At 67.5% G+C, this 12952-nt stretch carries 14 protein-coding genes; 4 read left to right on the top strand and 10 right to left on the bottom strand.

Annotated elements, in window-relative coordinates; translation table 11 throughout:
* Positions 1-19: 19 nt before the first annotated feature.
* Together ASC55_RS12565 and ASC55_RS12560 are read left to right on the top strand one after the other, a co-directional pair.
* The gene (locus ASC55_RS12565) at positions 20-409 is read left to right on the top strand and encodes a DoxX family protein (RefSeq protein ID WP_055876235.1); all 390 of its coding nucleotides are present in this window, start codon (positions 20-22) and stop codon (positions 407-409) included.
* A 103-nt stretch (positions 410-512) separates the two neighbouring features.
* Positions 513-1238 (top strand): Pr6Pr family membrane protein, encoded by a 726-nt coding sequence (locus ASC55_RS12560; protein ID WP_055876231.1) that lies wholly within the window; start codon positions 513-515, stop codon positions 1236-1238.
* Here ASC55_RS12560 and ASC55_RS12555 read toward each other — a convergent pair.
* The 8 genes from ASC55_RS12555 to ASC55_RS12520 all read right to left on the bottom strand — a co-directional run bounded on the left by ASC55_RS12555 (position 1229) and on the right by ASC55_RS12520 (position 9818).
* On the bottom strand, positions 1229-2581 hold the full coding sequence (locus ASC55_RS12555; protein ID WP_055876228.1) for a flavin monoamine oxidase family protein: 1353 nt from the start codon (positions 2579-2581) through the stop codon (positions 1229-1231). The two genes, ASC55_RS12560 and ASC55_RS12555, sit on opposite strands and share 10 nt — an antisense overlap.
* A gap of 146 nt (positions 2582-2727) precedes the next feature.
* Positions 2728-3705 (bottom strand): SRPBCC family protein, encoded by a 978-nt coding sequence (locus ASC55_RS12550; protein WP_055876225.1) that lies wholly within the window; start codon positions 3703-3705, stop codon positions 2728-2730.
* Between the two features lie 2 nt (positions 3706-3707).
* Positions 3708-4097, bottom strand: a complete 390-nt coding sequence (locus ASC55_RS12545; RefSeq protein ID WP_055876223.1) for an ArsR/SmtB family transcription factor — start codon at positions 4095-4097, stop codon at positions 3708-3710.
* Between the two features lie 82 nt (positions 4098-4179).
* Entirely contained in the window at positions 4180-5118 is a 939-nt protein-coding gene (locus ASC55_RS12540) for a carbohydrate kinase family protein (RefSeq protein WP_055876220.1), read from the bottom strand.
* Complete coding sequence (locus tag ASC55_RS12535) at positions 5112-6623, bottom strand: glycoside hydrolase family 32 protein (RefSeq protein WP_235563374.1); 1512 nt, start codon at positions 6621-6623, stop codon at positions 5112-5114. The genes ASC55_RS12540 and ASC55_RS12535 overlap by 7 nt, the downstream gene beginning before the upstream one ends.
* Before the next feature lie 36 nt (positions 6624-6659).
* On the bottom strand, positions 6660-7493 hold the full coding sequence (locus ASC55_RS12530) for a carbohydrate ABC transporter permease (RefSeq protein WP_055876214.1): 834 nt from the start codon (positions 7491-7493) through the stop codon (positions 6660-6662).
* A 7-nt stretch (positions 7494-7500) separates the two neighbouring features.
* Positions 7501-8436 (bottom strand): carbohydrate ABC transporter permease, encoded by a 936-nt coding sequence (locus ASC55_RS12525; RefSeq protein ID WP_200935179.1) that lies wholly within the window; start codon positions 8434-8436, stop codon positions 7501-7503.
* Entirely contained in the window at positions 8436-9818 is a 1383-nt protein-coding gene (locus tag ASC55_RS12520; protein WP_055876211.1) for an extracellular solute-binding protein, read from the bottom strand. Before ASC55_RS12520 ends, ASC55_RS12525 begins: the two co-directional genes overlap by 1 nt.
* 195 nt (positions 9819-10013) lie before the next feature.
* On the opposite strand from ASC55_RS12520, the gene ASC55_RS12515 reads away from it, so the two are divergent.
* Positions 10014-11039, top strand: a complete 1026-nt coding sequence (locus tag ASC55_RS12515) for a LacI family DNA-binding transcriptional regulator (protein ID WP_055876208.1) — start codon at positions 10014-10016, stop codon at positions 11037-11039.
* Positions 11040-11170: 131 nt separating this feature from the next.
* Positions 11171-11923 carry an SDR family NAD(P)-dependent oxidoreductase gene (locus tag ASC55_RS12510; protein ID WP_055869213.1) on the top strand — a complete coding sequence of 251 codons (753 nt, stop codon included), beginning with the start codon at positions 11171-11173 and terminating at the stop codon, positions 11921-11923.
* Positions 11924-11926: 3 nt separating this feature from the next.
* Here the strand turns inward: ASC55_RS12510 and ASC55_RS12505 are convergent, their stop codons facing one another.
* Entirely contained in the window at positions 11927-12244 is a 318-nt protein-coding gene (locus ASC55_RS12505) for an ArsR/SmtB family transcription factor (protein WP_235563373.1), read from the bottom strand.
* Positions 12241-12714, bottom strand: coding sequence for an SRPBCC domain-containing protein (locus ASC55_RS12500; RefSeq protein ID WP_235563372.1), 474 nt, complete (start codon positions 12712-12714; stop codon positions 12241-12243). Before ASC55_RS12500 ends, ASC55_RS12505 begins: the two co-directional genes overlap by 4 nt.
* Between the last annotated feature and the right edge of the window lie 238 nt (positions 12715-12952).

Raw genomic sequence — 12952 nt, 5'->3', positions numbered from 1 at the left:
CGCGGCGTACACTCGCACCATGTCGACTCCCACCCGCACCATCGGCCGTATCTTCCTCGGCGCCTCCCTCGTCTTCGCGGGCGTCTCGCACCTCACGGTGGCGCGCGAGGAGTTCCAGGCGCAGGTCCCCGAGTCGCTGCCGCTGGATCCTGACACCACGGTGCTCGCCTCCGGCGTGGCCGAGATCGCACTCGGATCCGCCCTGCTGCTGGCACGACGCCGTCGGCGCACGGTCGGCACGATCGCCGCTCTGTTCTTCGTCGCCGTGTTCCCCGGCAACGTGGCGCAGTGGATGCACCACCGCGACGGCTTCGGTCTCGACACGGACATGAAGCGCTTCGTGCGGCTGTTCTTCCAGCCCGTGCTCGTCGCGCTGGCGCTGTGGTCGACCCGCGAACCCCGACGCTGACGGGCCGGACCACCCGCACGGACTCACCACTGTCAGGGACGCGTGCCCTCTGCGGCACAACGGGTCCTCCGAGCTGAGGTCCGTAGACTCGGCAGATGAAGGAATGGCGGGTGACGCAGCGGTGAAGGCGCGTACCGTCTTCGGCCTGCTCCGCCTCAGCGCGGCCGCCGTCTGTCTCGTGGCGCTCATCCACCGGCTCGCCTGGGGTCTCGCATCGAACACGATCGCGAGCCAGAACTTCTTCGCATATCTGACGAACCAGTCGAACATCGCTTTCGTGGTGCTGCTCACCGTCGCCGGCATCCTCGCGCTGCGCCGCGCGAAGGATCCTCGCTGGCTCACCGTCGCCCTGGCACTCGTTCTGACCTGGACGATCACGGCCGGACTCGTGTTCGCGATCCTGGTCTGGCAGGCCGGCATCCGCGGCATCCGCATCGACGTGCCCTGGTCGGATCAGGTGCTGCACTTCTGGCTCCCCGCAGTGACCGTGGCGGCCTGGGCTCTCGCACCCGGTCACCGCTCCGTGCCGTGGCGCGTGATCCCGGTGTCGCTGGCGTACCCGGTGATCTGGGGCGTCGCCACCATGATCCGCGGCCCACTGATCGGCTGGTACCCGTACTACTTCCTCGATCCGCGGCAGGTGAGCGGTCCGATGGAGTTCCTGATCTCGTCCGCGATCGCGCTCGGCACGTTCGCCGCCGTCGCCACCCTCCTCGTGCTCATCAGCCGCATGCCGGTACCGAAACGGCTGCGCGGGAAAACCGAGGGCACTGCGCAGGCATCGACGCCAGAGCAGGCGAGAGCCGGCGAACGGGTCGGTCAGACGTAGAGGGCGAGCGAGGCGAGGGCCGCTTCGATCGCCTCGTCTTCGTCGAGCTTCGCGAACTCCGCTGCCGCCGCGCCGCCGACGATCCCGACGAGCACGTTCTCGCCGGTCGCGGGTCGCAGATTGATCCAGGTCGCGATGGCCACGTCGGCGCCGACGGAGTGCCAGATCGCCTCGTCGTTCTCCCAGAACGGCTCGTCCCACCGCAGCCAGACCGTCTCGATCGCGCCCATGCCGAGTGCCGAGATCGCCCCGCGATTGGAGAACGGCAGGGGCGGGTCGAACTCGATGCTGCGGTCTTGGAGCACGCCGAGTGGAACCGTCACGATGACCCGATCGAACGACAGCGCCTCACCGGTGCCGAGGCGCACGCTCACCCCGGAATCGTCGTAGGCGAGGCGGGCGACCGGAGAGTTGAGCCCCACCTTGACCCCGTCGAGGGCCTGCTCGATGAACGGTGCGACGTCGCCGGTCGCGGCCTTCGGGTCGCTCATGGGGAGGGGAGGCGCGAACCAGCTCGACAGTTCGTCGGCGCCGGCACCGGTGCGCGCGGCGAGGATCGCGAGCAGGGCCGCGGTCGCCGGATCACTCGGATCGATGCCCGCGGCGGTCAACGCGTCGGTGACCGAGGAGTCTTCGGGGGCGGCCTGCGCCGCAGTCATCGCCGCGTCGAAAGGCTGGGTGTCGATCGGGTCGAGGTCGCCCTCGGGGCCGTGCCAGAGCTGACCCGCCAGTTCGACGACACCGACGTCTCCGCTGCTCATCAGGTCGAGCACCTCGGCGTCGTCCGTGCCGAAGAGCCAGGCGCCGAGCTGCACCGGCAGGGGCCACGAGTCGTCGACGCGGGAGTGCATGCGTCCGCCGACCCGGTCCCTCGCCTCGAAGACGGTGACCTCCATGCCGCCCTCGGCGAGCACAGCGGCAGCGGTGGCGCCGGCGAGCCCCGCCCCCACGACCGCGACGCGCTCCCCCGAGGTGGCCGGGATCAGGAGCTCTTCAGCCGCACGAGTGCCCGAGCTGATCGCGCCGCGCACCGTGCCGGGAGCATCCTCATCCGTCGCCTCGCCCGCGAAGAACAGGCGTGCGTCCACGGGGGCACCCAGCGCCAGGCGGGTGCCGGCGAGCACTCCGACGGGTGTGAAGCTGGCGGCGCCGAGGGCGTAGGGATCGGTGGTCCAGGTGCTGCGGATGCTGCCGGCTGCGGCGGGGACGCCGGGCGGCGGCTCCGGCTCGCGGGTACGAGTGGGCGTCGGCGTGGGCGTCGGTTCCGGGGTGCAGGAGGCGAGAAGAACCGAAGCGACACCGGCTCCGGCGCCGAGGAGCAGGGTGCGGCGCGTGATCCTCATCGTGTCGCCACTTTATCCCGAGCGGCCGGGTTCCGCCTGTCGGCATCCGCCTGCCGCGTTCACAACTCAGGAAGAGGGGTGCCCGCAGACGGCGAAACCGGCCGGATCCTGGCGGATCCGGCCGGTTCGTCCGGAGTTGTGCGCGTTCAGACGGAGAGCAGCTCCCGCTCCAGGCGGGCGAACGACGACTCCATGCCGTCGGCCATGCCGGTGGCGAGGATCATGTCGCGCGTCTCCTTGTCGGGGTACTCGATGAGCAGCGTGACCAGGGTCGCACCGTCCTCCTCGTACAGGTTCAGGTCGTTGAGCGTCTCGACAGGCATGCCCTGCATCCGCTCGGTGCTGACGGCGCGGCGCGGGGCGTCGATCAGGAGCGCCTCCCCCTCGAAGCCGAACGGCTCCCCTTCGGTGTCGCCGACCGGCGCCCACGAGTTGCGGTAGGACTGGCCCACCTCGGTGGCGGCGACGCACTCCGTCATCTCCCAGCCGTCGGGTCCGAGCATCCACTTGCGGATGAGCTCGGGCTCGAAGTGGGCGCGCCACACCAGCTCGCGCGGTCCCTCGACCAGACGCGTGATGCGCACGTGCGTGTCGTCGAGCAGCTCGACGCGCGTGCCCTTGCCCTGTGCGTAGTCGCGGAGGTCCTGCAGCACGGTGTCGAGCTGCGCCATCGCCATCTTGAGGCCCTCGACCTGGCCCATCTCGACGACCTGCTCGAGCGCATCGACCGAGTCGAAGTGGCTCGTGGTGACCATGCGGGTGCCTTCGGCGGTGGGCTCGAAGACGAAAGACATCCGCTGCGCGGGGAAACCGTCGAGCGGCTTGCCGCTCTCATCGACGAACGAGTCGATGACCTCGAAGCTGTTCGGCGCGTCGATCGACACGAACTCCCACGCCCCCGACGACTTCTCCCCGCGCGGACCACTCATCGAGTACACGGCACGCCCGCCGACGGTGTGGTCCCAGGCGGTGAAGGTGGCCGGCCACCCGGGAGGACCCCAGAAGCGCTCGAGCTGACGGGGGTCGGAGTACGCGCTCCACACCCGCTCGATCGGGGCTGCGAAGTCGGCGACCACGGTCATGGTCAGGTTCTCGGCATCTGTGGTGACGTCGGTGACAGGCATGTTCAGTCTCCTTGCTCGTTCTTGTTGTTGTCGCTGGTGTCGGATGAGCCGGACCGAGGCGTCTCGGCCAGCAGGTCGTCGAGTCGGGCGATGCGAGACCGCCACAACTCTTCGTATCGGGCGAGGAGCGCCCTGGCGCGGGCGATCATCTCGGGGTTCGCGCGGACGAGCCGCTCGCGTCCCTCTGCGCGCTTGACGATGAGGTTCGCGGCCTCGAGCACGGCGACGTGCTTCTGCACCGCGGCGAACGACATCTCGTAGTCTGCGGCGAGGGTCGATACCGACTGCTCGCGCTCGATCGTCCGGCGCAGGATGTCGCGTCGGGTCGACGCGGCCAGTGCGTGGAAGACACGGTCGACCTCCGCTTCGCTCAGTTCTCTTTGTGCAACCATTTGGTTGTACGTTATGCCCGAGCGGAGCCGGTGTCAAGCGGTTTCTGTGACACCGACGCTGCCGTCACCGCGCGAGACCGCGTCAGGACACCGAACTGTGCGCCAACTCGTCCAGGTGCGGCGGGGCAGCGCCGGTGCGAGACACCGCGACGGCCGCACTGGCGAGCGCAGTGTCGACGACTCGTTCGAGCGCACTCAGGAGATCGGTGTCGGGGGCGAAGACCTCGGCGGTGAGCGCCGAGACGAGGCCCCCAGAGACGAGTCCGTAGACGAGGCCGGACATGAAGGCGTCACCGGCACCGATCGTGTCGACCACGCTCACCGGGACCGCCTGCCTCGTCACCGGCCGCCCACCACCCGCGATCGCCAGGGTGCACCCGATCCCGCCCCTCGTGACAACGGCCATCCTGGCACCCCGAGCGAGCAGGTGCGCGAGCACATCATCGACAGCGCGACCGGGGTAGAGCCAGTCGGCATCCTCGTCGCTGAGCTTCACGACGTGCGATGCGGCCATGATCGTCTCGACGCGCGCCACGGCTGCAGCTCGCGGTCGGAGAAGCGCCGGCCGGATGTTCGGGTCGTACGTGCGCAGAGTGCGGCTCGAGACCGTTCGGAGCATCGCGCGGACGGCGGTCGCCCCGGGTTCGAGCGACGCACCGATCGACCCGACGTGGATGACGTCGGCCTCCGCCGCCTCGGCGATCGCGGTCGACTCGGACAAGGTCCATTCGATGTCGAAGTCGTAGACGGCCGCGCCGTCCGTGCCGATCACGGCGGTGGCACGAGAGGTGCACTCCCCGACCCTGAGACTCGCCGCGGTCAGAGCGACGCCCTCACGGACGAGATGCTCGCCAAGCATCCGACCGTACTCGTCGTCTCCGATCCGGGTGAGAAATCTCGTATCGATCCCCAGCCTGGCGAGGCCGATGGCCACGTTCATGGGCGATCCGCCCGGGTGGGGCACGCCGTCGACGACATCGACGAGAGCTTCACCGACGACGAGGCAGCGGGTGGTCAGCATCCCCGCTCCGCGACATCGGCGCGCGCCCCGTGCAGCGTTCCTCCGATGGCTGCCACGGTGTACGTGCGCGGCGACGCGACGGGGACCAGCGCGGTGAGCACCCTCTCGCCGTTCTGGGCGAACAGCTCGATGGACGACACCCGCTCGTTCAGATCGTCGATCCAGAGGTCCCATCCGACCTCGCGTGGCCGGTCGAGACGCATCGACGGAGACCTGTGAAAGCCCAACGGCATCCTCTCGCCGGAGCGGACGAGTTCGATGCGTCCGCTCGTACGGTCCTGACGGATCACGACCCGACCGTCATCCGATGCCGACTCGATGTGCAGCTCGACGCTCTGCGCATCGCCGAACGTCGCGGTGAAGCCGACCCGCGCGGCTCCGGCGACCCCTTCGGCGAGCACGACGCTGCCGGTCACACCGGCGAGGTCGATGCTCTCGCCGGGATCGAGGTCGACCGCCGGGTGCTGCCGCAGGCGTTCGGCCCCCACTTCGTCGCGCGTGAGCGAGAGCCGGCGAGGTAGCGTCATCGCACTGCGGTGTTCGTCGGAGTCCCCACCCGGTATGCGACCGGCATACTCCCAGTTGTCCATCCAGGCGATGAGCGTCCGCTCGTCGCGAGCCAGGCCGTCGAACGTGACACCGGCGTAGCAATCGGGTCCGAAATCGATCCAGCCATAGCGTTCGAGCTCGTCGCGGGACTGACTGCCGTCTCTCAGCAGCTCACGCGGCGGAGCGGGGTGGGGAACGGAGGCGCGGAATGTCGTACCGTCGAAATCGCCCACCACGTAGTGCGTCCCCGAACCGCCTGCGATACCGCCGGGGTTGAGGCTGATCAACAGCACCCAGCGCACATCGTCGTCATCACCGTCGACCGCGAGCGGAAACATGTCAGGACACTCCCACACACCGCCGACCGGGCCCGCGGGACCGTACGACGAGAGGAAGGTCCAGGTCGTGAGGTCGTCGGAGCGGTGGAACAGCACCTGGCGGTCTTCGGCCTCGACCGCGACCATCACCCAGTACCCGTCCCCTCCGTCGTCGTACCGGAACACCTTCGGATCGCGGAAGTCGCTCGTGCCGCGGTCGAGCACCGGATTACCGTCGTACTTCGTCCAGACGTACCCGCCGTCCGTGCTGTATGCGAGAGCCTGCGCCTGGCGTCCAGGCGCAGCTGCCGTGTAGAGCGCCACCAACGCCGGATCCTGGTCGGTGCCGAAGCCGGAGGTGTTGCCGTGATCGACCACGACGGAGCCGGAGTAGATCTGCGCCGTGTCGTCCCACAGGATCGCAGGGTCGTGCTCGGTCCATCGCAGGAGATCGGCGCTCGTCGCATGTCCCCAGCTGAGGTTGGCGTGTTCGACACCCTGCGGGTTGTACTGGAAGTACAGGTGGTACAGGCCGTCGTGGAAGACGAGACCGTTCGGATCGTTCATCCAGTTGTTGCGCGGAGCGAAGTGCATGCGCGGGCTCGTGGTGCGGACCGGGGGAAGGTCAGTGGGGGTCACCGGGGCAGTCGTCTTTCTACTTGATGGGGGCGTGCGTCACTTGCCGACGCCCGCTGTGAGTCCTTCGCGCAGCGGCTTCTGCCCGAAGAAGAACACCAGGAGCGCAGGGATCATCGAGAGGATCACGCCGGCGAGCACCGTCGAGATGCTGCCGGTGCCGAGGTTGCCCTGCAGCGTCACGAGTCCCAGTGGCAGGGTGAAGTTCTGATCGCTGATGGTCATGATGAGCGGTCGGAAGAACTCGTTCCAGTGATAGTTGAAGGCGAGGATGCCGACGATCGCGAGAGCCGGCGTCGCCAGCGGCAGGTACACGCCGAAGAACGTGCGCCAGGGGCCGGCGCCGTCGAGCTGAGCGGCTTCACCCAGTTCGGTCGGGATCCCCATGAAGTACTGCCGCATCAGGAACGTGCCGAATGCGGTGGGCAGGGCGGGCACGATGAGTGCCAGCAGGGTGTCGGCGAGACCCATGCCCCTCACCAGCATGAACACGGGCACGATCGTGACCTGCAGCGGGACCATCATGGTCGCGAGAATCAGGGCGAACAGGATCTTCTTGCTGCGGAACTCGAACTTGGCGAAGACGTAGCCCGCCATCGCGGCAGAGAGCATCTGCCCCGCTGCGACGAGCATCACCACGAGCGCGCTGTTCCAGGCATACAGCCAGAGCGGGATCTTGGTGAAGACGTCGGCGAACGCACCGAATCCGACCGTGACCTCTTGTGTGACGCTGTCGGTGGGCGAGAGCGCCGTGACGAGGGTCCACACGACGGGCCCGAGAGTGAGGAAGGCCGCCAACCCGAGGATGACGAACTTGCCACCCGTGCCGAGGCTGTGTGCCCACGAGCGCTTCGTGATGATTGTCGTAGTCATGATGGCCTCACCCGTAGAAGACGAATCGGCGGCTCAGCCGGAACTGGATGGCCGTGACGAGCATGATGAGAAGCGTCAGCACGATTCCGATGGCGGAGGCGCCACCGAAGTCGAGCTCCCGGAAGGCGGACTCGTAGATCACCATCACGGCGGTTCGGGTCTCATCGCCGGGCCCGCCGCGGGTGAGCACCCACGGCTGATCGAAGATCTGCAGCGCGTTGATGATGGCCATGACCGATGCGACCAGCAGGGTCGGGCTCACCAGGGGCAGTGTGATCATACGGAACTGCGTCCACCCGGCCGCGCCGTCGAGCGACGACGCCTCGTAGACCTCGCTCGGGATCGCGGCGAGCCCTCCGATGAAGAGCAGGAACGTGAAGCCGAAGTTCTGCCACACGTAGACCAGCAGCACCACGACCTTCGCCCCGAAGCCGGTCGTCAGCCACCCGACGTCGGCGATGCCGATCAGGTTGAGCGTCTGGTTAACGAGCCCGAACTCCTGATTGAACAGATAGGCCATGATCAGGGAGACAGATGCGGCCGACAGGATCAGCGGGAAGAACAGCGACGACCGGAAGAAGGTGCGCAACCACGTCGGCATCTTCGATTGCACGAGGATGGCGAGCACCAATGCGACCGTGAGCTGCAGGATGACCGCCACGATGACGAAGCCGATGGTGTTCAGGAACGACACGCGCACCGTCGGGTTCATCGCGAGGTCGACGAAGTTGTCGACTCCGACGAACACCGGATCGGAGATGATGTCCCAGCGGAAGAACGCCAGGACGAACGATCCGACGATCGGTACGAGGTTGAACAGCCCGAGGCCGATCAGGGTGGGTGCCAGGAAGATCCACACGATCGCTCGCCCGGATCGAGCTGTGGTGCCGGTCTCGCCGCGTGCTCCCGGCGGGACGGTGAGGGTGCGAGTGCTCTCCGACATCATCGTCCTCCCAGCGCGATCTCGAGATCTCGCTGCATCGTCTCAAGGCCCCGGCGTACGCCGGAAGGACCGTTGGTGATGGTCGACACCACGTTCTTGAGCAGGGCCGACTCGACTGCGGCCTGCTGCGGCGGGGCCGGCATCGGGCCGGTGTCGGGGAACTTGTCGAGGGTGTCGTAGAAGACTTCCCAGTGGGCAGGCCCCACCCCCGCGCCGTACAGCTCGGCGTTGAGCGAGCGGCGGGGCAGAGAAGAGTCGGGTCGCGGGTGGGCGATCTTCATCCCCTCCACCGAGACGCAGTACTTGAGCCACTCCCAGGCCTCGTCCTTGCGCGGCGAGGTCTCCATGATCGCGTAGCCGCCCGCGCCGAACTGATGCCGCTGTCCCGACATCCGCGGGAAGTAGGTGACGTCATACGCGTCGTTCGCGACGCCGGCCTCTTCGAGGCCGCGCACCCAGAATCCTCCTGCGGGTGTCATCCCGACCGAGCCGGTGGAGAACAGCGAGACCAGCTCGTTTCCACCGCCCTGCGCGGGGTTCGCCGCAAGACCCTCCGAGACCATGCGCTCCAGCACGGAGAAGCTCTCGACGGCATGCTCGTTCAGAGCGTCGGCCTGCTTCCACACGTAGCCTCCGCTGCGGGACGGCTGGTCGGGGTAGAAGCGATCCCAGAACCAGTCACCTCCGCCTGCCTTCTCTTCGCGCAGGAAGCTCGTGTTGTTGACGTAGAGCCACGGCACGACACCACCCCAGAGCCGGTTGTTCCAGAGGTACGGGAGGAACTGCTCGGGAGCGCTCTTCTTCATCGAGCGGGCCGTGGTGAGGAACTCCTCCAGAGTCCAGTTGTCGGCGGGGCGTTCGAGCCCCGCGCGCTCCATGGCCTGGGTGCTGTAGAAGACGTTCGCCGCGTTGAAGTTGTCGGGCATCTGGAACAGGCTGCCCTGGTACATGAACGCCTCGATGAGCGTCGGATTCACGTCGTCGAAGTACTCCTGCATCTCGGCCGCGTCCCTGCGCACGAAGTCATCGAGCGGGTGCGCGAGGCGCGAAGCGAAGAGCTGCGAGCCCTCGGTCGCGACCGTGACGACATCCGGGGGCGTGCCCGCCGCGATCATCGTGAGGATCTTCGCGAAGTACTCGCTCCAGTCCTGACCCTGGATGGCGACGATGCGCACCTCGATGCCGGGATGCTTGCGCTGGAATCCGTCGATCAGCGACTGACGCGCCACCGCGTCCTGCGCCGTGCCGAAGAGGGCGACCGTCAGAGTGTCGGTGCCGCGACCCGGGATGTCGGATCCGGTGAGCCGCGGCCACGAGACCACGGTGCCGACGATGCCCAGTCCGATCGCCCCGAACAGCGCCCTGCGAGTGAGATCAACCACGATGTTCTCTCCTGTTTTCGTGACTCCGCAGGCGGGAAGCTGTATCCGCACGGAGATGCTGAATTGATTCAGCACGCCGACATTAGCATCGCGGACCGGGGGCTGCAAGCAGTTTGCTAAATCAATTCAACGCGTGTGGTTCCGCGGGAGCGCCCGCACTGCCTAAGCTGGAGATGTCACGACAGGAGGAAGCCGGTGCCGAAGAACGTCGATCGCAGGCCGACGCTCGCCGATGTCGCCGCGCTCTCGGGCATGTCGAAGACCGCCGTCAGCATGATCCTGAACGACCGGCCGGGTTCGCGCCTCTCCGCCGATGCCGCACGAAGGGTCCGCGCCGCCGCCGAGGAGCTCGGATACCGACCCAATCCCGCAGCTCAGAGCCTGCGGCTCGGCAAGACGAAGACGCTCGGCTTCATCTCCGACCAGATCACGGTGACCCGCTACGCATCCGAGATGATCCGCGGCCTCCTCTCCGCAGCCAAGGAGCACGACTACACCGTTCTGATCGCCGAGACCGAGGGCGATGATGCGAGGATCGCGGATGAGATCCAGGCGATGATCGATCGGCGCGTCGACGGCATCCTGATCGGGTTGCTCGGCGCCCGCATGATCGATGTGCCGCAGACGCCGCACGACGTACCTGTCGTGATCGTGAACGGCACCTCGACGACGGAACATGCCTCGGTGCTCCCCGACGAACGCACCGCCGGGCACGCGATGGCGAAGCTGCTCACCGACGCCGGACACCGACGGATCGGCGTCATCGGCAACAACCCCCGCGCGGTCTCGTCACCGCGCCACTCGGTCACCATCGGCCCCCGATTCGACGGGATCCACGCCGCCTTCGCCGAGGCAGGCATAGAACCGGTCGTCGTCGACGTGTCCGACTGGAACCCCGACGTCGGCTACACGCAGACGATGCGGATGCTCGATGCCCACCCCGATCTCACCGCGATCCTGGCCGGAAACGACGGAGTGGCATTCGGGGCGTATCAGGCGATCGCAGAGCGCGGACTCACGGTGCCGCACGACATCTCCGTCGCGTCGTTCGACGACGAGGAGCTGGCGAGCTTCCAACGACCGGGGCTCACGACCGCGCGCCTGCCCTACGACGTGATCGGGCGCACCGCGGTCGAGATGCTGCTCGGCGACCGCCCTCTGAGCGCGATGCTGATCCCCATGCCCGTCATCGTCCGCGCCTCCATCCGCCACCTGAGCTGACGCACGAGGCGCCGACGTGCGGCATCCATTCATGTGAATCCACCCCCGCGTTTCGGGCGTAGGCTGGAGAGAAGGACGGACCGTCCGAGAAGATCTCCCGGCACCGTGCCCGCCCGGAAGTGGAGTCACTCGTGGCTCAGTACGACGTCTCGAACCGCTCGGCGATCGTGACGGGAGCAGGAAGCGGAATCGGTCGCTCGACCGCCCTCCTGCTGGCGAAGAACGGCGCATCGGTCGTGGTCAACGACCTGAATGCGGATCACGCGAATGCGGTCGTCGAGGAGATCCGCGCGGCCGGCGGCACGGCCGAGGCTTCGGTCGGCGACGCGACGGATGCGGCGTGGATCGCGTCTTCCATCGAACTCGCGAACTCGCTCGCGCCCCTGCGCATCGGCGTCAACAACGCCGGCATCGGCGGCGCCACCGCTCCGACGGCCGAGTACGAGGACGAGGCCTGGGACAAGGTCATCGCGATCAACCTCAACGCGGTCTTCCGCAACATGAAGGCGCAGATCCCGTCGATCCTCGCGAACGGCGGCGGCTCGGTCGTGAACATCGCCTCGATCCTCGGCAGCGTCGGCTTCGCGGGCTCCCCCGCCTACGTCACGGCCAAGCACGGCGTGGTCGGGATGACCAAGTCGGCGGCGCTCGAGTACTCCGCCAAGGGCGTGCGCGTGAACTCGGTGGGCCCCGGCTTCATCGACACCCCGCTGCTGGCGAACATGGGCGACGAGGCGAAGGAGTTCCTCGTGAGCAAGCACCCGATCGGCCGCCTGGGGCAGGCAGACGAGGTCGCGAACCTCATCGCCTTCCTCGCGAGCGACGCCGCGAGCTTCATCACCGGCAGCTACCACCTGGTCGACGGCGGATACACCGCCCTCTGAGACCTACAGCCCCTCCGCGATCTCCTTGATCGCAGCGAGACGACGATCCCACTCGCGTCCGATCGCGTCGAGCTTCGCCGCCGTGGCGGAGAGCTCGGTGCCGACGACGCGGAAGCGCACCTCGCGCCCCACCGGCACGGGCTCCACGAGCCCCACCTCCTGCAAGATCGCGAGGTGCTTCGCGATCGCCTGGCGAGACACCGGAAGGCGCCCGGCGAGGGCGGATGCCGAAGCATCCCCCTCGCCGAGAGCCGTCAGGATGCTCCAGCGTGTCTCGTCCGCGAGTGCCGCGAACATGGGCAGCAGGGCTTCTGAGATCACGCGTCGCCTTCCACCAGTGCCACCATCTTGTCCAGCTCCAGGTCCCAGCCCGTGCGATGCGACTCGAGGTTGGCCCGTGGCTCGGACGTGCGCTCGAAGCCGCTCTCGACGACCGTGAGCCGCGTGCCCCCATCCACCTCTTCGAGAGTGAAGGTGAACACGGTCGAGGTCGACTCGTCGATGCTGTCCGGCAGCTTCCCGAGGGCGTCGTCGTTGTTCCAGCGATAGGTGATGCGCCGCGGTTCGTCGTACTCCTCCACGCGAAGGGGAATCACGTCGTAGTCCGGGAACGTCATCGTGCCGGTCGCGCCGACACCGACGCCGTCGAGCACGGTGCGCCCGAACCAGCGGGAGATGTGCTGCGGCTCGGCCACGGCACGCCACACCTTCTCGACGGGTGCCGTGATCTGGATGCTTCGCCGAACCGAGAACGACTCCTCGTCGACGACGGATGCCTCGTTGTGGGTCATGCTCACCATGATGGGTCCTTTCGGGATCTCCCGCATGTTCCGTCGACCGGTCGGCCGACTGCAACCCCAGGGTTGCAGATGCGACCCTCGGTGCGCAACCCTCAGGTTGCACTAATCCCCTCACGTCGTGCCACTTGTCGGAGGAAATGACGAATGCAGGAGGAATCGCCGTGCGGGCTCCCTGCATGCGTGCATCCTTCCGACATGTGAACCGTCCGCGCCGGACCGCACGCCCGAC

It is taken from the genome of Microbacterium sp. Root322, assembly GCF_001425645.1.
GTDB classification, from domain to species: Bacteria; Actinomycetota; Actinomycetes; order Actinomycetales; family Microbacteriaceae; genus Microbacterium; species Microbacterium maritypicum.
Note: the sequence above shows the minus strand (reverse complement) of the source record. Positions and strands in the feature narration are given on the sequence as shown.